Source organism: Exiguobacterium sp. K1, assembly GCF_033721435.1.
In the GTDB taxonomy this organism is placed as follows: Bacteria; Bacillota; Bacilli; order Exiguobacteriales; family Exiguobacteriaceae; genus Exiguobacterium_A; species Exiguobacterium_A artemiae.
In genome coordinates, this window is sequence record NZ_JAOTIT010000006.1 from 66,013 (window position 1) to 86,795 (window position 20,783).

Genomic DNA, 20,783 nt, shown 5'->3' on the forward strand with positions numbered 1-20,783 from the left:
GATCCCGTGAGGGGTCGCATTTTTTGTTGTGACAAGGAGGAAATTAAGATGGTAAAGACGTCTTGATCCGAACCGCATCAAACTCACGTTGGATGCTGGCATTGGCTTTCGCTTCTTCTTCCGCCGACCAGCCGAGTTCGCTTCGCATTAAAGCGAGAACACCGTCGGCATATTTTTCAGCATTCGGGAAGTCAAAGAAGACAGCGGAGGCACGTCGGTTCAGGAAATCACCCGGTTGCATGACAAGTTCCGCTTCGAGTCCGTAGAGCAGTCCGCCGAACCAGTGAAGGGGAAGCTGATAACGTTCCGCTTCACTGCCGCGCGAACGGATCAATTCAAAGACACGTTCAACATCCGTTCCGTAACGTTGAATCAGCCACGTTGCTTCTTTTGGAGAGAGTCCAAGCGCTTCACCTTTCGGCTGCTGTTCTTTCAAGTAACGGGCAAATCCTTTACTGCCGTCCGGATGACCGCCGCCGAGCAGAATATCATGGGTCCGGGACGCCAGGTAAATCCGGTTTTCTTCTTCCTTGAACTGATCCGCGACCATATCAATGATTCGTTCCGCCATCTTACGGTAGCCTGTCAATTTTCCGCCGGCAATCGACATCAGACCGGATTTCGAAACGAAGATTTCATCTTTTCGTGACAGTTCACTCGGATCTTTGCCGTCCTCGTGAATTAACGGACGCAGACCAGACCAAGTGGACTCGACATGTTCCGGCTGAAGATCAACGTTAAACATCTTATTGGTCGCATCGAGGATATAATCGCGGTCCTCTTCCGTTACACCCGGCTCGAGAATATCACCCTGATAGTTCGTGTCTGTCGTACCGACGTACGTTTTTCCTTCGCGGGGAATCGCGAAAATCATCCGGCCGTCTGGAACATCAAAGTAAACCGCTTGTTGAAGCGGGAAGTGGGCTTGATCGATGACGAGATGGATTCCTTTCGTCAGATGAAGCGATTTGCCGGATTTTGAACCGTCTTTTTCGCGTAATTCATCCACCCACGGACCGGTTGCATTAATGATTTTTTTCGCCCGGATCGTATAGGTCTTACCGGTTAAGACGTCCTGTACTTCGACACCGACGACTTTCCCGTTATGGTAGACGAGAGACTCAGCCTTCGTATAGTTCACGGCACGTCCGCCGTATCCGACCGCAGCTTTTAATACTTCGACCGTTAATCGGGCATCGTCTGTTTTATATTCAACATACCGTCCGCCTCCGACAAGATGTTCCGACCGTAACAGCGGTTCATATCGGAGTGTTTCTTCTTTTGATAACATCGTCCGTCGTTCATGGCGTCTGACACCTGCCAATTGGTCGTAGACCCGCAAACCGATCGACGTCGAAAAGCTGCCGAATGTCCCGCCTTCGACAAGCGGTAACATCATCCATTCAGGTGTCGTGACGTGCGGCGCATTTTCATAGACGATGGCCCGTTCTTTCCCGACTTCTGCGACTAACTTGATTTCAAATTGCTTCAGGTAACGTAAGCCCCCGTGCACGAGTTTCGTCGAGCGGCTTGATGTCCCTTCTGCGAAATCCTGCATCTCAATCAACCCGGTCCGCATACCCCGGCTTTGAGCATCGAGTAAAATCCCGGCACCTGTAATGCCACCACCAATGACTAATACATCAAGCAATTCCTGTCCCATCTCTTCCAGCCATGCGGTTCGTTCCGTACTTGAAAACATGCATATTTCCCCCTGTTCGTCTGAAATGGATTATTTTAATCTACTTCTATCCATGTACCCTCTTTTACACTTTTTTGAGCACAATCAATAATTTTCATGACGAGCAGAGCTTGTTCCGTTGTGACGGTAAGAGGGGACTCATGACGTAAGGCTTGTGCCAAATCATGATAGTAGTCGGCAAAACCGGAATCGACGAAGGGGCGTTCTTCCAAAGGCTGTTCAGGTCTTCCCCACGTATAAGTCGACCGTTTCGTATCGACGCTGTCGACGAAATAACTTGCTTTTGTACCGTGGACGGCGAGCGAAGGACCGGGTGACGGAACGAGTGATCCGATATGCAGAATGGCGCGGCGCGTTCCGAAAGCGAGAATCAGATGCGTGTAGTCTTCGACCGGACCGTCCGGACGTTGGATCGTCTGATCACAAAAGACGCGATCCGGTCGTTCACCGAACAACATCAACGCCTGGTCAATTAAATGGGAGCCTAAATCGTAAAGCAGACCGGCGCCCGGGACGTCCTGTTCCCGCCAGCGTGCCCGAACGGTCGGACGATAGCGGTCATAGTGCGCCTCGAAGGTCTGGACGACACCCAGTTCATCAGCTTGAACCAGTTCGAGCAATGTCCGGAAGTCTTTTGTGTACCGGCGGTTATGGTAAACTGTCAGTAATCGATTTTGTTGACGGGCAAGATCCGTCAACTGTTCGGCCTCCAGTAACGTGACCGTAAATGGTTTCTCGACGAGGACATGACAGCCGGCTGAAAGTGCCGTCTTGGCGAGGGGATAATGTTCGGCGTTCGGTGTCGCGATGACGACCAGTTCAATCGTTTCAGCGGCTAATAACGCTGCAAGCGAAGAATACACCGGCACATCCGGATAACGCGTAGCGACTGCCTCCGGACGACTGGACTGAACCGCAACCAGTTGATAATCAGGTGCTGTGAGATACGGGGCGTGCAGATGTTCACCGGCAAGTCCAAAGCCAATTAGAGCAGTACGAATCATGGAGGACACTTCCTTTTCAGTTAATACATTCAATCTATCATATGAGGTGAGCAAGATGATTACAGAACAACAAGTCATTGAAAAAATGCGGCAGACGATGTCAAAAATCGAGCAGTCGAGCGGGACGGGACAAATCGAACAAATCGCGGCGATGAAGGCCTACTGTGAATTATTGCTGGATCAACCGCAAAGCGTTAGGGAGCCTTCGGTCATCACGCCGACCACTCAACCGAAACCGCCCGAAGTCGATCCGATGTTGGCCCGCTTCATGGGAGTCGCTCCGGAAAAAGAAGAAAAAGGGCCCTCGCTGCTTGATTTTTGAGTAAATCAAATCAAATGTGGGAATAGAGTAAAAGGAAAAAATAAGGGGGAACAGAATATGAAAACAGTCATCGTCATCGGAGCCGGTCCGGGAAACGGAGCCGAAATCAGTAAGCGGTTCGGTAAAGAAGGTTTCCAAGTCGTCTGTGCCGCTCGGACACAGGAAACACTGGCAGCCGTCATCACGGAGCTGAAAGAACAAGGGATCGAAGCAGTTGGCGTCGAATGTGATGCATCACGTCGTGCTGATCTCGAATCGCTCGTGGAATGGACGAAAGAGCAGTACGGACAAGTGGATGTCCTCGTTTATAACGCGTCGATCCTGCACCAAGCTTCTGTGCTTGAGGTATCAGCAGAGCAGATTACGAAAGAATTTGAAATTGATGTTCTCGGAGCATTGCATGCTGCACAAATCGTCGCACCGGATATGGTGGCACGAAAAGACGGAGCCATCTTAATCACAGGCGGCGGAGCAGCACTACATGCGATTAAATCTTTGCCGGGTCTGTCGATCGGGAAAGCCGGTGTCCGTCAACTGACGCATATGTTGCACGATACGTTGAAAGACGACAATGTCTACGTTGGGACCGTGACGATTGCCGGTGAAGTCAAACGCGGAACGGCACTGGATCCGAAAAATGTTGCTGAAGCCTTTTATACGTTGTATACGAACCGTACGGATGTCGAAAAGGTCCTCGAAGCAAAGTAATCGGGAAGCGACACAAGTAACAGGAGATACGATTTAGACTGGAAAGCGTCGACGCGCCTGATGTCGGCGCCTTTTTGAATCCGATGAGAGGGGGCAACTTATGAAACGAATATTATCTCAACTGTTTTTAGTAATGACGATCCTATTTTTGAGCGGATGCGCACTGGATTCAGAACCGGATGATCCACAGACGGGCATCCCGCAACCGGATGAAGCGAAAGTGACGGAAGCGACCGTCGAGCGTGTCATCGACGGAGATACGGTGAAAGTCCGGCTGAAGAATGGTCAAACGGAAGATGTCCGCTTTTTATTGATCGACACACCGGAAACCGTGAATCCGGAAAAGCCGGTTCAACCGTATGGTCCGGAAGCATCACGCTTCACAAAAGAAGCGTTACCGGCAGGCAGTGAGGTATTGCTCGAACGCGATGAATCGAAAGCAGACCGGTATGGTCGATTGCTGGCGTATGTTTGGGCGGACGGGAAGATGATCAATCAGGAATTATTGCGAAAAGGATTGGCACGGGTCGCCTACATTTATGAACCGGACACCCGGTACGTCGAGACATTTCAGGAAATCGAAGACGAAACAAAAGAGGAAAAGTTAGGAATCTGGCAGACAAACGGATATGCGACGGATCGCGGATTCGATACTTCGGTCATGAAAGGAACACCGGCAGAGCCAACAGACTGCGCCGACATCAAAGGTAATATCAACCGCCAAGGAAAGAAAATCTATCATATCCGAGGGGGACGTTCCTATGATGAAGTGAACCCGGAAGAGATGTTTTGCAGTGAACGGGAAGCAAAAGAAGCCGGATTCGTCCGGGCGGCAAACTGACTGAAAAGAGGATGACGCCAAAAAGATAAGGAGGACAGATTATTATTCTGCCCTCCTTATCTTTGTAGAGATTGAATTTTGAGTCAGCTTCTTTGTGCATTACGGTTGTGTGGGCGGCTGATAATGTTGAATCTTATCATCTTCATCAAAGGAAATCGTCACATCCGTGATTCCTTTGAGAATCCGGATCTGTAGTTCAAGACGATCTTTAATATCATCTGCTTGAGCAATTGTCAGTCCGGGATCAACTTCGATCTCAATCTCGACGTGGAAATGATCCCCTTCTTTGATGACTTCAAGTTTTTCGATATCACGAACGTCCGGATCACGCATCAGGATTTCTCCGATTTTTGCAGTCAGTACTTCATCAATCTCACCAAGCGCACCGGCAGCATTTTGAATAAAGACATTATAGACGACATAGAACATCATCAAGCCGATCAAAATCGAAGCAATTCCTTCTGCCTGATAAAACGACGTATAATGCGAAATCAGGACGGCAATGATGGCGATGACACCACCGAGCGTCGCGACTAAATCTTCCATGAAGACGAGTCGTGTCGCCGGTTTTGCCTGCGATAAGTTGGCGAAGCTTTGACCGACCAGCGTCAGACCACGGGATTTTAATCCCGTCTCATGGGCAATTTCAATCATTGCTTTGTAGAACACACCGACTTCGAGCACAACACCGATTCCGAGTGCAGTCAGGATGATCCAAAGGCCGCTGGTTTTTTCACCCGGAGCATGCAGGATGTGCAGGACACCTTCACGGATGGTTTCGTAAGCAAGAATGGCAACCACAAGGATGGCGGCCAGTAAAACAAGGTTGACGAGTCGACCGAATCCATTCGGGAACCGCTTGGTCGGTGCTTTTTTACTTAATGCCGATCCGACATAAACAAAAAACTGGTTGGCTGCGTCACCGATTGTATGCATCATTTCTGCAAACATGGCGATATTTCCCGTCAAGATGTAAGCGACGAATTTGATAAGAGCGATAACCGTATTGACGATGGCAGCAGCGAGAGCCGATTTATTCCCACGCCTGAGCAGAGTAAAAAAGTTCGACATGAAGGTTCCTCCCTTTTAAGAGAAGCAGAAACGCGGGGTTACCCGCGTCCAGCTTGGAATGATGGATAAAGTGTCATGCCGCCGTCCGCAAACAAGGTAATCCCTGTCACGTAACTTGCTTCATCGGAAGCAAGCCATGCGGCGACTGCAGAAATTTCTTCCGGTTTTCCGATATTCCCCATCGGAATCATGCTTTCGACATCGGCACGTTGTTTCGGATCCTCGAACTTCTCGGCATTGATTGGTGTATTGATCGCGCCCGGTCCAATCGCATTGATACGAATGCCTTTTGGTGCGTATTCCATTGCAAGTGTTTGGGTCATCAGTTTGACGCCGCCTTTGCTCGCAGCATAGTGCACAAACGTTGGCCATGGAATGATTTCGTGTACGCTCGACATATTAATGATATTCCCTTTGACATTATGCTCAACGAAGTATTTAAGAGCTTCCCGGGCACCGAGGAAGGCACCGGTCAAGTTGACGTCGATAACCTTTTGCCAATCTTCAAGTGACATTTCATGAGAAGGTGACGGCATTTCGACACCGGCATTATTGACGAAAACATCAAGCTGACCGAAGTGGTCGACCGCCTGTTTAACGAGATTGATCATGTCCTCTTCTTTCGAGACATCCCCTTGGACGGTAAGGGCTTCACCGCCTGCTTGCTTGATATCTTCTGCGATTTTGTTCGCTTCTTCCGGGTGGCTCCGGTAATTGATGACGACACGCATGCCTTCTTCCGCGTAGCGGCGGATTATGGCTTCACCGATCCCTATTGATCCACCGGTGACGATTGCGACTTTACCTTTGAGACTGTTATACATAATATGAACTCCTCCTTATTATTGCTTCGTAAATCCAATCATGATGCCACCGACGACGACTAGAATACAGCCGATCACGACGAAGGTCATTTCTTTTTTTGTTTTTGCTTCTTTCAGCAGAACGACACCACCAATTGTCGAGATGACGACACCGGTTTGTGATAATGAGAAGCTGGTCGCAACACCGACTTTAGCTGTTGCAAACAATAAGGCGATGTTACCGACTGCCCACATGAGACCGCCGATCGTGTTGCCGGCTGTTTTTTTCGTGAACAGGTTTCCTTTACGTAAAGACAATAGAACGGCACTGATGACCATACCGATGGCTTGTGGCAAGACAGCTTCCCAGCCGTTGATGTTGAACCAGCGGGCGATGACGACATAGCCGACATAACCGACTGTCGAAATGAGGAGTAACAGTAAGCCTTTTCCGATATTTTCATCCTGTTTGCTTTTATCTTCTTTATAAGAAGTGAAAGCGGCACCGGCCACGATTAAGACAAGTGCACTGATACCGAGAATCAAAGCAGTCCGGTTCGACCACTCGCCAAAAGCGAGAACACCGAACAGAGACGTCCCGACGAGTTGCATCCCGGTTGAAATCGGCATCGTTTTTGAGACACCCATCTGTTTAAAAGCTGCGAACTGATTCATTTGGCCAAGGGCCCAAAAAGCACCGGAGAAGAATCCGGCGACCCAGGCTGTCGTCGAAAGTTCAGGGCTGACAAAAAAGAACGTGATGATGGCGAATGCTAAAGCCCCAAGTGTCGTTCCGATAATTTGTTGTTCCGTCGAACCACCGATTTTGGAGACGACCAATGGAAGACTCCCCCACATCAAGGCAGGTACGAGCGCAATTAAGATATCAATCAAGTGTTTCACCTCTTCTACATTTCTTTCTATCTACTTGAAGTTGTACCCCGGGAACAGATCTGAAAAACATAGAAGAACGAAAAAACATTATTTCAAAATAAAAAACGCCCTCTCAAAAGGACGTTTCAGTAATTATTTAAACGGTTCGTCGGCAATCCGGACAATTTGCCGTCCGATGCGTCGACCGTTCCATAAAGCAACGATGGCAATGGCGAGCGAAATGCCCATCAAATCATAATGAGCAAGGAAGTAGCCGGTGTAACTGACCGGGAGGCTGACGATTCCGACGAGGGAGCTGGTCCATTGACGGATTTTCAGCGATTCCATGTTAGCGACGCGGGAAAACTTCTGTTGTTCAAACAGTCGCCACCGGGTCGGTTCGCTCAAGGCATCGTTGACGAGGCGGGGGAAGGCAAGCAGCCGTGCCCCGTAAGAACCGGCGATTTGCAAGTAGCGGTTCTGATTTTTTCCTTCTTCATCGAGCCATCTTCGGACCATCGGTTTAGCAAGTTCGAGCAAATTGATTTTAGGTGATAAGATTTGCAGAATTCCGAGAATCGTTGAGGCAGCCCGGCCGAAAAAGGCAAACTCTGCCGGGAGTTGGATCGGTTCGTTTCGAACCAGTAATTCAATATCGGATAATACTTTTTCAATCAACTTCGTATCAATGTTTTCCATGTCACTTTCAAGATAGAAGGTAACGGCTTTTTCAATCGCTTGCCGGATATTTTGTTTGTTGGCATTTGGCAGTAAAAAGCGCAAATCTTCCAGACCGTCGACGATGGCGTCGTAGTCGAGCGTCACGAACGACTGCAGAATTCGCTGGATCGCGCGCATGTCATCAGCCGTCGTCGCACCGATCATCCCGAAGTCGAGCAGGACGATCCGGCCGTCACTTTGGACAAGGACATTACCCGGATGGGGATCGGCATGGAATTTTCCGCCGAACAATAACTGTTCCCCGGCATTCAGGAACAGGTTCCGGGCCAGTTCATCGCGGTCGATGTTATGTTCCGCTAAGTAATCAAGATCCGTGATGCGTGTCCCTTCAATCCATTCCATGACAAGGACGCGGTTCGTACAATGTTCTTCAAAGTAATCTGGAATATAGATGACCGGATTCGTTTCGTACATTTTTTTGAAGTAGAGACCGTTTTTTAATTCTGTCCGATAGTTCAGCTCATCTCCGATGACGAAGACCATTTGACGGTACAGACTCTGTAAATCGGTTGATTTATTGAGCGACGTCCGGCGGAGCATCGCAATGACGAGTCGCATCGCCCGGAAATCGGTTTTGATAATTTGTTCGATATTCGGCCGTTGCACTTTAATCGCTACTTTGCGTCCATTGGATTTCAGGGTTGCGCTGTAGACTTCACCGATCGAAGCAGAAGCAATCGGTCGGGGGGAAATATCATCGACGATATCTTCGATCGCTGTTCCCCAGTCCTCTTCGATGATTTTCCGGGATTCACCGAGTTTGCTTGACGGGACTTTATCGACAAGTTCCGTCAGCTCCATTAAGACGGATGGAGGAAACAGGTCGGCCCGAATCGACAGGAACTGACCGAGTTTAATGAGGAGTCCTTCGAGACGAAGGGCTTTTTTCTTATAGTCACGCGCAATCGTAATCATGATGCGCTCAAATTCTTCATTATTCGTACCGGGTCGGTTCTTCCGGGTGAATCGATAAATCGTCCAGATGTAACGAGCGAACATCGTTACGATGATGAAAATCCGATAAAGCGCCCAACGTTTCATACCTCCACCTACGCTTCCTGTACAGTTTGTTTCAGTATAGGTTACTTTACCTAAAAACGACACTTGCAAACGGTCGAATCGGTGACAGAAAAAATAAGCTTGCCGGAATCGAAAAAGAGCGTATAGTAAGTATTGGAATTTCTAATGGGAAAGGTGAAATGTGCGTATGTCCTGGGACTTGTTGAATATCATTGGCACGGTGGCGTTTGCGATGAGTGGCGCGATTGTCGCGATGGAAGAAAAGTATGATTTGTTTGGCGTTTGGCTGCTTGCTTTAATCACGGCCTTCGGCGGTGGTGCCATCCGCAACCTGTTGATTGGTGTCCCGGTTTCTGCGCTTTGGTCGCAAGGCGGACTGTTTTTAATCGCGATTTTGGTCGCGTTGCTGATCTTCATTTTACCGCAATTATTTTTACCGCACTGGACGCGGTGGGGGGTGCTCGCTGATGCACTCGGTTTATCCGCCTTTGCGATTCAAGGTGCGTTGATGGCTTCCGCTAAAGGCCTGCCGTTATCGGCAACGATCTCGGCAGCTGTTTTAACAGGAGTCGGTGGTGGCGTCATCCGCGATCTACTCGCCGGACGTAAACCGCTTGTCCTGCATAAAGAAATCTATGCGATGTGGGCCGTCATGGCGGCACTTGTGATTGACCGGTTCGAATTGACGAATCCACTCCATTTGTTCACATTACTCGGTCTGATCACAATTTTACGTATGCTATCCTATTATTATGAATGGAATTTACCAGCACGACGTTTAGGGGGAGATAAGGAATGAAAATTTTCATCATGATCGGAGCATTATCGATGATGCTCGCCGTGGCACTGGGAGCTTTCGGTGCGCATGCCTTAAAAGATATGTTATCAGAGCGGATGCTTGCGAACTGGCAGACGGGTGTCTTGTATCAAATGGTTCACTCGCTCGGAATTCTCGCACTCGGCGGGATGTTATTGAAAGTATCGATTTCTCAGTTCTCATTGGCCGGTTGGCTGATGCTTGCCGGAATCGTTTTCTTCTCAGGCAGCCTGTACGTGATGGCGCTGACGGGTGTGACGAAACTTGGGGCTGTGACGCCGATCGGTGGCGTCCTGTTCATCGCAGCCTGGATTTTTGTTGCAATCGGGGCTTATAAAGGGCTGTAAAGACAATAAGAATCTATCCGCTTCACGCGACTCGAGCAGAGAAACGTGAAACGGATAGATTTTTTTGTTCGCAAAAAAACCGGTAAACAGATTTTGATCTGTTTACCGGTACGATAGAGCGACAAAAGCAATAGCTTCAGCGCTTGGCAGGTTGTGTTTTATTTAACTTCGATAATGCTTGCTCATAGCGGTCCAGTACGCGTTCCGCGACTGGCTTTAGCTCTTTTGAAAGCACAGCGAATTGCAATTCACGCGATCGCGTTGATCGGTTCATAGCATTCCCCATGGTAATTCCTCCTTCAGGTACAAATCTGACAGTTTTTGTGGCCGCAAAGAGTATATTCCCGTAGGGTTTTCCTATGAAACGTGATTTAGCAGATTAAAGTGCGAAATGTGCTTCGAGATCTGTTGTTTCGAGGCGGTTCCCGATAAAGAACTCACCAAACTCACCGTATTTGGCACTGACTTCGTCAAAACGCATTTCATAAACGATTTTCTTGAACTGCAGAATATCATTGGCGAACAGCGTGACGCCCCATTCCCAGTCATCGAATCCGGTTGATCCACCGATGATTTGCTGAATCTTGCCGGCGTAGCTCCGACCGATCATTCCGTGACGGTACATCAGTTCTTTTCGTTTTTCCATCGAAAGCGTGTACCAGTTGTCGCCGTCGCGGCGCGACTTGCTCATCGGATAGAAGCAGATGTGCTTCGATTTCGGAAGAATCGGATAGAGACGGTCGCGGACGTACGGGTTTTCATACGGGTTACCTTCTCCTGAACCGCGGTACGTACCGAGTTCGACGACAGACACATAGGAGTACGTCGGAATCAGATAGTCGTATAGATCCAGCTTCTGCATCTTCACTTCAACATCCTGAATCTCTTCCATTGTCGGACGCAGAACCATCAAAACGAGATCCGCTTTTTGACCGATGATCGTATAGAGGGCATGACTGCCTTCTTTTTGATCTTCTACTTGTGCGAGTTCTCCCAAAAATGCCTGGAACTCCTGTACCATCTTCGTCCGGACGGAAGCATCGACCTGTTTCAGACGGGCCCAGTCAATCCGGCGGAAATCATGGAATGTATACCAGCCATCGAGTGTTTCGGCGGCTTGTTGCGTAACGGTTGGTTCGGATGATTGATGTTGCATATGAAAACCTCCTGAATCTGTAATGGTGAACGTGTTAATCCATGTTCAATCTTACCATATCTTTTTGGTTTCCTCGTAAGAAAACGGGTTCGTTTTTGGAGCGGACCCGACATACAAAAACGGAAAGGGGGGTATGAGGTAAAAGGGTGTGATAAAGAGGTTCTGTTTTTCCCTGTACTATATTAAAAAAGATACTGTAATAGTATTCAAAAAGTCAGGTATAAGAATAGAAAACACACTTTTTTGCAAATTGTTTTAACAACGAAACAGAACTGTGTATAATGAACAATGGAATGGAACAACAACAAAAACCGACACTTATTCGCCACAAAAGGAGCTAATATCATGCAATTATTCGAAATGCTTGAGACAAAAGTCAAAGCCCACCAGCCGACGATCGTTTTCCCTGAAGGAATCGATGCACGTGTTCTCGGTGCAGCTGTACGTTTGAAAAAAGACGGTTTAGTTACACCGATCGTCATCGGACCACGCGGTCAAATCGAAGAGACAGCTTCAGCAAACAACATTGATGTTGCAGATCTTGAAACGATTGATCCGGCTTCATATGAAGGAATCGAAGAACTCGTTGCTTCATTCGTTGAGCGTCGTAAAGGAAAAGCAACGGAAGAACAAGCCCGCGCCCTCATCCTGAAAGACGTCAACACGTTTGGTACGATGCTCGTCCACACAGGAAAAGCAGAAGGTCTAGTTTCCGGTGCGATGCACGCAACAGGTGATACGGTTCGTCCGGCACTTCAAATCATCAAAATGCAAGAAGGCTATAAAAAGACATCAGGTGTCTTCATCATGGTTCGTGACGACGAGCAGTATGTGTTCGCCGACTGTGCAATCAACATCGCACCGGACGCTAACGATTTAGCTGAAAATGCAATCGCGTCTGCGAAAACGGCAAAAACATTCGGAATCGATCCGAAAGTTGCGTTGCTCAGCTTCTCGACAAAAGGTTCAGCGAAATCACCGGAAACAGAGCGCGTTGTCGAAGCAACACGTTTGGCAAAAGAACGTGCACCTGAACTCTCAATCGACGGTGAATTACAATTTGACGCAGCATTCGTCCCGAGTGTCGCAAAATCAAAAGCGCCGGAATCAGATGTTGCCGGTCAAGCAAACGTCTTTATTTTCCCAAGCCTTGAGTCTGGAAACATCGGCTATAAGATTGCCCAGCGTCTTGGCGGTTTTGAAGCAATCGGACCAATTCTGCAAGGACTCAACAAACCGGTCAACGATTTGTCGCGCGGATGTAACGAAGAAGACGTCTACAAACTGGCGATCATTACAGCGGCACAAGCTGTCGAAGAACGCCAAGCGTAATCCATTTTCGAAAAAGACTTTACTTTTTCAGTGAACTCCGTAAAATGGAACACATCACGCATCAACGAATAAACGTATAGCAACGCTCGTATAATAGTGGGGATTGGCCCACGAGTCTCTACCGGATCGCCGTAACGATCCGACTACGGGTGGTGAGTTACTGCTCTCTTTTTAGCGTACAGTGGCTGCCCCCGGGTAGCGACTGTACGTTTTTTTTCGTTCAAAAAGGAGAAATCAGTTATGAAACGTTTGGAAGAAATGATTAAACAAGAAGGATTAGTCTTATCGGATCAAGTATTAAAAGTCGATTCCTTTTTAAACCACCAGGTCGATCCGACCTTGATGTGGGAAATTGCCTATGAATTCATGGACCGGTTCAAAGATGCCGGTATTACGCGGATCTTGACGATTGAAGCAGGTGGCATCGCACCGGCGATGATGACCGCGCTTCGTCTTGGTGTCCCGATGGTCTATGCCCGGAAAACGAAGTCGTTAACGTTAAACGAAGGAACGATTTCAGCAGAAGTCTATTCGTTTACGAAACAGCAGACGAGTACGATTACGGTCGCAGAACAATATTTACAGGCCGGAGAACGCGTCCTGATCATCGATGATTTCCTCGCAAACGGGGAAGCGGCGTTCGGATTAGCAAAACTCGTCGAACAGGCCGGAGCAGAAGTCGCAGGCTTCGGTATCGTCATTGAAAAATCATTCCAACCGGGACGTCAGAAATTGCTGGATGCCGGATTCCGTGTTGAATCGCTTGCCCGTATTAAAAAGCTCGAAGCAGGAGAGGCGACATTCGTCGACCCGGTGACAGTATGAAGACGTTATCGAACGTCAAAGCGGCGAGTCTAGGTCTGCAACATGTACTCGCGATGTACACGGGAGCCGCGATTGTTCCGCTGATTGTCGGCAGTGCAATCGGGTTATCCGGTGAAGAACTGGCGTATCTCGTTGCGATTGATTTATTTATGTGTGGAGTAGCGACATTGTTGCAAGTGTTCGTGACGAAATATACCGGTGTTGGTTTACCGGTCGTCCTCGGCTGTACATTTACAGCTGTCGGTCCGATGATTGCGATCGGCAGTTTGCAGGGCATCACGGCCATTTACGGTGCGTTGATTGCCAGCGGTTTAATTATCTTCGTGATTTCCGGTTGGTTCAGCCGGATTGCGATTTTGTTTCCGCCGGTCGTGCTCGGTTCTGTCGTGACGATCATCGGCATTTCGTTAATTCCGGCGGCGATTAATGATATCGGCGGCGGACAAGGCGCGAAGGATTTTGGTGATATGCGGTACTTGGCACTTGCCGGACTGACGATTGTCCTGATTTTAGTCTTTAACCGTTACGGAACGGTTTTTTCAAAAGCGGCAGCTGTGCTGATTGCCGTCCTGATCGGAACGCTCGTTGCATTCGGAATGGGAATGATTGATTTCAGCCCGGTCGCTGAAGCATCCTGGTTCCAAATGGTGACACCATTTTATTTCGGTGTCCCGACCTTTAATGCTACAGCCATTCTGACGATGACGCTGGTCGGACTCGTTTCGATGGTCGAATCAACAGGCGTCTTCTTGACGCTCGGAGAAATCACCGACAAAAAACTGACGGATAAAGATTTAGCCCGTGGGTACCGGGCGGAAGGAGCCGCAACGATCATCGGCGGAATCTTCAATAGTTTCCCATATACGACGTACAGTCAAAACGTCGGTCTTGTCCAGTTGACGGGTGTCAAAACACGGAAAGTCATCGTCTTTGCCGGATTCTTTTTGATCGTGCTCGGTTTCTTGCCGAAAGTCGCCACCTTCACGACACTGATTCCGAAACCGGTTCTCGGCGGAGCGATGCTCGTGATGTTCGGAACGGTCGCAGCGAGCGGAATCCGGATTTTATCCCGTGTTGATTTTGCTAAAAACGATAATGTGATCACGGTCGCGCTTGCACTTGGTGTCGGACTCGGCATCAGCATGAATCCGGCGATTGTCGCGTCACTTCCGGATCAGGTCCGTGTCCTGACAGACAGTCCGATTGTCGCAGGATCAGTAACAGCCTTGCTGTTGAACGGGCTGTTCCGTTTGACGGAAAAGAAGACAGCGATGAGAAAAACACCTTTGGCAAAGGTTGAATAAGATTTGTAACCCTTATTAAAGGAGCAGTCATGTATACTATTCGGTATAGGTGGTTGCTCCTTTTATGTACCGTTACATAAATCAGAATATTTCGAGTATGTGGGATTCGGAGAAAATATCTCTTGAAAACGTTTACAAAACGGACACAATTTCTTTATACTGACAACGTAGCGGTTAGGGGAACTGCTAAGAAACAAACAGAGACGGGAAGGACGTCGTACAGATGAAACAACAGACAGAACTGAATCGGGGATTAGAAGAACGTCACATTACACTGATGTCGCTGGGGGCGGCGATCGGTGTCGGACTGTTCCTCGGATCCGCAAAAGCGATTCAATTAGCTGGACCAGGAATACTGATCGGGTACTTAATCGGTGGTCTCATTATCTTCATTATCATGCGGGCTCTTGGGGAACTCGCAGTCCGTGAACCGGTATCAGGCAGCTTTGCCGAGTATGCCCGAAAATATGTCAGCCCGCTTGCCGGTTTCCTGACAGGGTGGAATTATTGGTTGCTCTGGATTTTCACATGTATGGCCGAAATTACGGCCGTCGGGATTTATATGCAGGAATGGTTCCCGAATTCACCCACTTGGATGTGGGCGCTTGGTGCACTGATTTTGATGACGAGCATCAACTTCATTGCCGTTAAGTTTTACGGGGAATTCGAATTCTGGTTTGCATTAATCAAAATCGTTGCCATCGTCGCAATGATCATTCTTGGAACGCTGACGATTGTCATCGGGTTCGGGAACGGCGGTACGCCGGTCGGGATTTCAAATCTTTGGTCACATGGCGGATTCCTGCCGAACGGGTTCGGCGGTGTTCTACTTGCGATGCAAATGGTCATGTTTGCCTTCTTAGGGATTGAAGTGATTGGGGTCACAGCAGGTGAAGCAAAAAATCCGAAGAAAACAATCCGTAAAGCGGTCAACAATGTTTTCTTACGAATTTTAGTCTTCTACATCGGTGCTCTGTTCGTCATTCTTTCGATTTATCCATGGGATCAAGTCGGACAGAATAACAGCAGTCCATTCGTTTTATTATTTGATTCACTAGGCATTCCGGCAGCTGCCGGAATCATTAACTTCGTTGTCTTGACGGCGGCTTTATCGTCATGTAACTCGGGAATTTTCTCAACAGCCCGGATGATGATGAACTTGTCACAAAATCAGGAAGCACCGAAACGTTTTGCAAAGATTTCTAAAAACGGTGTACCGGCACTTGCAACGATTCTTTCTGGCGTTGCCTTGCTGGTCGGTGTCGCACTCAACTACTTCTTGCCGGATGATGTCTTTGCAATTGTCACAAGTATCGCGACATTCGGAGCTGTCTGGACATGGGCGATGATTTTGATTGCTCAGATGCGGGCACGGAAAGTACACGGAACGGCTGAATTCGGAGTTCCATTCTTCCCGATTGCGAACTATCTTGCGTTAGCCGCACTCGCGGGTGTCATCGTCCTGATGGCATTTGATGCCGGAACACGGATTGCACTGATTGTCGGACCGCTCTGGTACGTGATTTTGATTGCTGTGTATTATGCACGGGGAATGCATAAACAAAAGCGTCAACCTCTCGATCAAGCGTCAGGCGAATGAATCAAGGAGATCAGCTTCGGCTGGTCTCTTTTGTTCTGTTTCGACGTCAGTTTTGCTACACTGGACACAGATGAAATAAGAGGAGGATTATTATGAAAACGATTCATGTCGATGAACTGCAAGAAAAGCTTGAAGCGGGTGAAGCATTACACGTCGTAGATGTCCGAGAACAGGACGAATATGATGCCGGTCATATTCCGAACGTCCGCTTTTTGCCGATGTCTGAGATCGGAGAACGGTATACCGAATTGCAGGAAGGCGAAACGTACTATCTGATTTGCAAAGCAGGCGGACGGAGCGAAAACGTCGGACGATTCCTCGAACAGTACGGCTATGACGTCGTCAACGTCGAAGGCGGGATGATGAACTGGAAAGGCGATCAAGAAGCATGATTGCTGAAAAATTGGAAGCGGATTCCTAAAAGGATCCGCTTCTTTTTTTTGATTTTCTGTGAAAAAGTATACATTTTAACCGATAAAGAGACTAGAACGGCGAGTATGTAGCTCGAGAATGGGAGTTGGATATGGAACAGAAGAAAAAACGCACGTTGAGTATTAAACAAAAGTTGATCCTGACATCGATGCTCTTATTATTGATTCCTTCTTTATTGATCGGTTTTGTTTCTTACAATCAGGCCAAGCAAAAAATCACGAATGAAATTTTGCAGTCGGCCCATGCCGGTGTCGACCGGATGAATGATGAAATCATGAATATCGTCGATCCGATGCGGCGCGATGTCGCCTTTTTTGCGGACAGGATTGACGGAACGTTGTATCAATCAGGCAAACAGAATCTCGACTTAAAAGAAAAAATGACCGAATACTTAGATACCCATCCGCAAGCCACTAATATTTATTATGCAACGACGTCAGGTGAGATGACGATTTACCCGGAACAATCGATGCCGGATGATTATGATCCACGCGACCGTCCATGGTATAAAGCGGCAGAAGGCGCCAGTGGAAAAGTCGTTATCACAGATCCGTACGTCGATGCTGCATCAGGGAAGATGATGGTGACGCTCTCGCAAACGGGTGGAAACGGACGCGGTGTCATTGCAGTTGACGTCGATGTTGACCGGATTGCCGAAATCGCCAAGAAAATCAAAATCGGAAAAGAAGGGTATGTCACGATTTTGGATTCGAAGAAAAAATTCGTCACTCATCCAACATTAAAACCTGGTGAAACAGCGTCCGGCAACTGGGTCGGACCCCTTTACGCGGGGAAAGAAGGACGCTTCTCCTACTTGTTTGAAGAGGAAAATAAACAGATGGACTTCATGACGAACGGTCTGACCGGCTGGAAAGTCGCCGGTACATTGTACGATAAGGAAATCACGGATGAAACATCCGGTATTTTATGGACGACATTAGGTGTCATTGCCGCAACATGCGTGTTGGCAGCGATTTCCCTGTTCTTCATTTTACGTTCCATTATCAGTCCGCTGAATCGCTTGACAAAAAGTGCGGAACGAATCCAGGAAGGCGACTTGACGGAAGAAGTTGTCGTCGAATCGGATGACGAAATCGGAAAAGTCGCTGAAAGTTTTAATACGATGATTCTGTCGTTACGGGGGATCATCTCGAATCTCGATCAATCAATCGGTCAGGTCGCGGCTTCTTCCGAGGAACTGATGGCGAATGCCGCACGAACGACGGCAGCTTCGGAACAAATTGCCGGCTCGATTCAGGAAATGGCGGCCGGAGCCGGTCAATCGAAACGCCAGCTCGACGGGAATGCGGTTTCGCTGCAAGCCATCACATCGGGTGTCATGCGGATTGCCGAGAGCTCGACGAATGTCTCGGAACTATCACGCGCGACCGCTTCAGAAGCAGAAGACGGAACAGCCGCGGTCACAAAAAACGTCGAACAGATGAAAGCAATCGATTCATCGGTCGAGAACTTTGGTGAGGTCATCCAGTCGCTGGCCCATCGTTCGAACGAAATCGGTAAAATTGTTGATGTCATCAACGGCATTGCGACCCAGACGAATTTACTGGCCTTAAATGCGGCGATTGAAGCGGCACGGGCGGGTGAGAACGGAAAAGGGTTTGCCGTCGTTGCCAGTGAGGTGCGGAAGCTTGCGGAACAGTCGCAGGAATCGACGAAACAAATCTCCCATCTGATTCAAAACATCAAACAGGAAACGGAACGTTCGGTCTTCCTGATGAAAGAAGTTTCGCATCATACGAAAGCGGGACTCGAAACGACGGAAGATTCAGCCGTTCGTTTCAAACAAATCATGTTGCGGACCCAAGAAATGACACCGCGGATCGAAGATGTCACGGCAACGGTCGAAGAGATTGCTGCCAACGTCCAGGAAGTCTCGGCATCCGCAACGGAAATCGCTCATATCGCAGATGAAAATTCTGCAGCATCCGAGCGCGTCGCGGCGACGACGGAAGAACAGCTTGGCTCGATGGAAGATATTTCACAATCGGCTAAAACCTTGTCTGATATGGCGGAAGAATTGCAAGTCCTCGTATCACGATTCAAAATATGATTTTAAAAACGACCGTCCTCTTTCGAGGATGGTCGTCTTTTTTGGAAAAAGACGCGATCTTCAACCAGATTTCTAATGAATGTTGCTTGAATAAAATAAGAAACGGGAAAATACAAGTGTAGACTGGCAGCTTGTAATCGGGAGGTGTTGGTGATGGCACGACAGACGAAATTAATGGAGTGGCAACAGGCGGGTTTGATTGATGCAGAGACAGTCGACCGGATTAAAGCGTATGAAGGTCACCGTCAAAAAAAGAAACGTGTGCCGTTGTTGTTGATTGTCGGATTGACCTTTGTCGGGTTAGCTTTGCTCAGTTTCTTGGCTGCCAATTGGCAAGCGATTCCTGCCCTCATTAAAATTGGTTTAGTGTTGGTCATCATGGTCAGTTGTTATGTGTTGGCCGATGTATCGGAACGGCGGACCATTTGGAATCCGGTTGCTTTTCGGATTCTTGGACTGGTTGCCTTTGCCGGAGCGCTCATCGTCACCGTCCAGAGTTTTCATATGTCCATGCAAGGTTCGTTTATCGGTTGGGCCGTCTTCCTCGCCGCGCTCGCCCATTTCTTTACGTGGCGTCATCCGGCCTATGCGATTGTTGCCTTCATCTCAGGTTTGAATATCTTTACCGGAGTCGGCGGATTTGGAACGGAGCATGCCACGTTTCTCGACTGGACATCGATTGTCCTCGTCGTGATCGTATCGCTTGCCTGGTTCTATTTCAGCCAGTCCTTCCCGTCCCTGATTCTCAGTTGGTTATTTCTTTATCTGTCGGGACTTGAGTTGTTTGCCCTTGTCTCTTACGACGGTGTCCTTTGGCCGATCTGGACCTTATTCGTGCTTGTCCCGCTGTTACTCGTCGTTAAACAAGACAGCGATCGTCATTTTCTATACCATCTGTATCTGATTGTCGCTGCCATCAATTCACTGGTTTATTTAACGGTCCGTGCCGAAACGACGGACTCCGTCATTCCTTTAGGAGAAGCCGTCGCACTTGCTGTTTTCGGTCTCGCAATCGGCTACTTGATTTACCAAAAATTCCGTCCGTTACTTTGGATTTTACCGCTCGGTTTGTTCGGATTCCTTTGGTTGGACGAACAGGCCATCTTGATTGCTGCGCTTGTCGAAATCATTGCCTTCGTCTATTTGATTGAGCAGGAGCGCCAAGGTCGCCGTCTGACGATTCCATTTGTCTACTTCATCGCGGTTCAACTGACGATTTACTTTATCTATGCGTGGGACCGCCTCGATATGTCGTTGTTCTTCCTCGTTGGTGCATTGCTCGTCTTCCTGATTGCCGGTGTCCTGTGGTGGATTCGAAAACGCCGTGAAGGAGGGGTTCCGTCATGAAACGGTATCTGTTTCCAGTTTTTCAAATCATCGTCGTTCTCGGGGTGATCCTCAGTTTTTACTCCATTTCCTGGTTCGGTGACAGTTACCGCTTTCGGGCGGAACCATATGATCCGTTCAGTCCGGTCTATGGTGAATATGTCATGTTGCAATATCCTGATTTGAAACCGGCCGACTCTGTGAAAAAAGGATTGGTCTACGTCACGTTTACGACAGGTTCTGATGGCTATGCCAAGATTGACCGGATCTCAAATGACCGCTTTTTCGGTTCCGTTGCCGGAGACTACTACGACAAATACGTCACGATTCCTCAATTGAATCAGTATTATGTCGAGCAGGGAACAGGAAAAGGATACGAAGATGCAAAAAAATTAGAAGTCAAAGCCGATGTCTCGCCATGGGGTACGGTTCGGGCAACGGATTTGAGTGTTCGAAAATAAAAAAACCGCTTGGATCTGTACACGAAA

Annotated in this window: 21 protein-coding genes and 1 riboswitch; of the genes, 13 read left to right on the top strand and 8 right to left on the bottom strand. The window is 48.4% G+C overall.

Annotation, left to right across the window (positions count from 1 at the left end; genetic code table 11):
* Nucleotides 1-43: 43 nt before the first annotated feature.
* Nucleotides 44-1,702, bottom strand: a complete 1,659-nt coding sequence (locus tag N7U64_RS12525; RefSeq protein WP_012369116.1) for a glycerol-3-phosphate dehydrogenase/oxidase — start codon at nucleotides 1,700-1,702, stop codon at nucleotides 44-46.
* A 35-nt stretch (nucleotides 1,703-1,737) separates the two neighbouring features.
* On the bottom strand, nucleotides 1,738-2,706 hold the full coding sequence (locus N7U64_RS12530; RefSeq protein WP_318929965.1) for a Gfo/Idh/MocA family oxidoreductase: 969 nt from the start codon (nucleotides 2,704-2,706) through the stop codon (nucleotides 1,738-1,740).
* A 55-nt stretch (nucleotides 2,707-2,761) separates the two neighbouring features.
* On the opposite strand from N7U64_RS12530, the gene N7U64_RS12535 reads away from it, so the two are divergent.
* The 3 genes from N7U64_RS12535 (at nucleotide 2,762) to N7U64_RS12545 (ending at nucleotide 4,577) form a co-directional block, all read left to right on the top strand.
* The gene (locus tag N7U64_RS12535; RefSeq protein ID WP_012369118.1) at nucleotides 2,762-3,028 is read left to right on the top strand and encodes a DUF5327 family protein; all 267 of its coding nucleotides are present in this window, start codon (nucleotides 2,762-2,764) and stop codon (nucleotides 3,026-3,028) included.
* Between the two features lie 57 nt (nucleotides 3,029-3,085).
* On the top strand, nucleotides 3,086-3,736 hold the full coding sequence (locus N7U64_RS12540; RefSeq protein WP_012369119.1) for an SDR family NAD(P)-dependent oxidoreductase: 651 nt from the start codon (nucleotides 3,086-3,088) through the stop codon (nucleotides 3,734-3,736).
* A gap of 100 nt (nucleotides 3,737-3,836) precedes the next feature.
* The gene (locus N7U64_RS12545) at nucleotides 3,837-4,577 is read left to right on the top strand and encodes a thermonuclease family protein (RefSeq protein WP_318929966.1); all 741 of its coding nucleotides are present in this window, start codon (nucleotides 3,837-3,839) and stop codon (nucleotides 4,575-4,577) included.
* A 99-nt stretch (nucleotides 4,578-4,676) separates the two neighbouring features.
* On the opposite strand, the gene N7U64_RS12550 is transcribed toward N7U64_RS12545, so the two are convergent.
* From N7U64_RS12550 to N7U64_RS12565, 4 genes are all read right to left on the bottom strand, one after another.
* Nucleotides 4,677-5,648: a cation diffusion facilitator family transporter gene (locus N7U64_RS12550; protein ID WP_214766649.1), complete on the bottom strand. Its 972-nt coding sequence runs from the start codon at nucleotides 5,646-5,648 to the stop codon at nucleotides 4,677-4,679.
* 38 nt (nucleotides 5,649-5,686) lie between these two features.
* Nucleotides 5,687-6,472: an SDR family oxidoreductase gene (locus N7U64_RS12555; RefSeq protein ID WP_318929967.1), complete on the bottom strand. Its 786-nt coding sequence runs from the start codon at nucleotides 6,470-6,472 to the stop codon at nucleotides 5,687-5,689.
* An 18-nt stretch (nucleotides 6,473-6,490) separates the two neighbouring features.
* Nucleotides 6,491-7,342 (bottom strand): GRP family sugar transporter, encoded by an 852-nt coding sequence (locus N7U64_RS12560; protein ID WP_041261779.1) that lies wholly within the window; start codon nucleotides 7,340-7,342, stop codon nucleotides 6,491-6,493.
* A 135-nt stretch (nucleotides 7,343-7,477) separates the two neighbouring features.
* Nucleotides 7,478-9,106, bottom strand: a complete 1,629-nt coding sequence (locus tag N7U64_RS12565; protein WP_012369124.1) for an ABC1 kinase family protein — start codon at nucleotides 9,104-9,106, stop codon at nucleotides 7,478-7,480.
* A gap of 166 nt (nucleotides 9,107-9,272) precedes the next feature.
* Between N7U64_RS12565 and N7U64_RS12570 the strand changes: the two genes are divergently transcribed.
* Both N7U64_RS12570 and N7U64_RS12575 read left to right on the top strand, forming a co-directional pair.
* Complete coding sequence (locus tag N7U64_RS12570; RefSeq protein WP_012369125.1) at nucleotides 9,273-9,884, top strand: trimeric intracellular cation channel family protein; 612 nt, start codon at nucleotides 9,273-9,275, stop codon at nucleotides 9,882-9,884.
* Nucleotides 9,881-10,249: a DUF423 domain-containing protein gene (locus N7U64_RS12575; RefSeq protein ID WP_012369126.1), complete on the top strand. Its 369-nt coding sequence runs from the start codon at nucleotides 9,881-9,883 to the stop codon at nucleotides 10,247-10,249. The genes N7U64_RS12570 and N7U64_RS12575 overlap by 4 nt, the downstream gene beginning before the upstream one ends.
* A 136-nt stretch (nucleotides 10,250-10,385) precedes the next feature.
* On the opposite strand, the gene N7U64_RS12580 is transcribed toward N7U64_RS12575, so the two are convergent.
* Together N7U64_RS12580 and hemQ are read right to left on the bottom strand one after the other, a co-directional pair.
* A complete protein-coding gene (locus tag N7U64_RS12580; RefSeq protein WP_200868745.1) occupies nucleotides 10,386-10,523 on the bottom strand; it encodes a hypothetical protein in 138 nt (45 codons plus the stop codon).
* 105 nt (nucleotides 10,524-10,628) lie between these two features.
* Nucleotides 10,629-11,405 carry a hydrogen peroxide-dependent heme synthase gene (hemQ, locus tag N7U64_RS12585; RefSeq protein ID WP_012369128.1) on the bottom strand — a complete coding sequence of 259 codons (777 nt, stop codon included), beginning with the start codon at nucleotides 11,403-11,405 and terminating at the stop codon, nucleotides 10,629-10,631.
* Nucleotides 11,406-11,750: 345 nt separating this feature from the next.
* Between hemQ and pta the strand changes: the two genes are divergently transcribed.
* The 8 genes from pta (at nucleotide 11,751) to N7U64_RS12625 (ending at nucleotide 20,756) form a co-directional block, all read left to right on the top strand.
* Entirely contained in the window at nucleotides 11,751-12,737 is a 987-nt protein-coding gene (gene pta / locus N7U64_RS12590; protein ID WP_131503249.1) for a phosphate acetyltransferase, read from the top strand.
* Between the two features lie 66 nt (nucleotides 12,738-12,803).
* Nucleotides 12,804-12,903, top strand: a riboswitch (purine riboswitch).
* Between the two features lie 74 nt (nucleotides 12,904-12,977).
* A complete protein-coding gene (locus N7U64_RS12595) occupies nucleotides 12,978-13,562 on the top strand; it encodes a xanthine phosphoribosyltransferase (RefSeq protein ID WP_012369130.1) in 585 nt (194 codons plus the stop codon).
* A complete protein-coding gene (locus N7U64_RS12600) occupies nucleotides 13,559-14,866 on the top strand; it encodes a nucleobase:cation symporter-2 family protein (RefSeq protein WP_012369131.1) in 1,308 nt (435 codons plus the stop codon). The genes N7U64_RS12595 and N7U64_RS12600 overlap by 4 nt, the downstream gene beginning before the upstream one ends.
* 223 nt (nucleotides 14,867-15,089) lie before the next feature.
* Nucleotides 15,090-16,466 carry an amino acid permease gene (locus tag N7U64_RS12605; protein ID WP_131503251.1) on the top strand — a complete coding sequence of 459 codons (1,377 nt, stop codon included), beginning with the start codon at nucleotides 15,090-15,092 and terminating at the stop codon, nucleotides 16,464-16,466.
* A gap of 92 nt (nucleotides 16,467-16,558) precedes the next feature.
* The gene (locus N7U64_RS12610) at nucleotides 16,559-16,858 is read left to right on the top strand and encodes a rhodanese-like domain-containing protein (protein WP_026829524.1); all 300 of its coding nucleotides are present in this window, start codon (nucleotides 16,559-16,561) and stop codon (nucleotides 16,856-16,858) included.
* Nucleotides 16,859-16,989: 131 nt separating this feature from the next.
* Nucleotides 16,990-18,969: a methyl-accepting chemotaxis protein gene (locus N7U64_RS12615; protein ID WP_318929968.1), complete on the top strand. Its 1,980-nt coding sequence runs from the start codon at nucleotides 16,990-16,992 to the stop codon at nucleotides 18,967-18,969.
* 153 nt (nucleotides 18,970-19,122) lie between these two features.
* Nucleotides 19,123-20,316 (top strand): DUF2157 domain-containing protein, encoded by a 1,194-nt coding sequence (locus N7U64_RS12620; protein WP_318929969.1) that lies wholly within the window; start codon nucleotides 19,123-19,125, stop codon nucleotides 20,314-20,316.
* Complete coding sequence (locus N7U64_RS12625) at nucleotides 20,313-20,756, top strand: GDYXXLXY domain-containing protein (RefSeq protein ID WP_318929970.1); 444 nt, start codon at nucleotides 20,313-20,315, stop codon at nucleotides 20,754-20,756. The genes N7U64_RS12620 and N7U64_RS12625 overlap by 4 nt, the downstream gene beginning before the upstream one ends.
* Nucleotides 20,757-20,783: the final 27 nt, after the last annotated feature.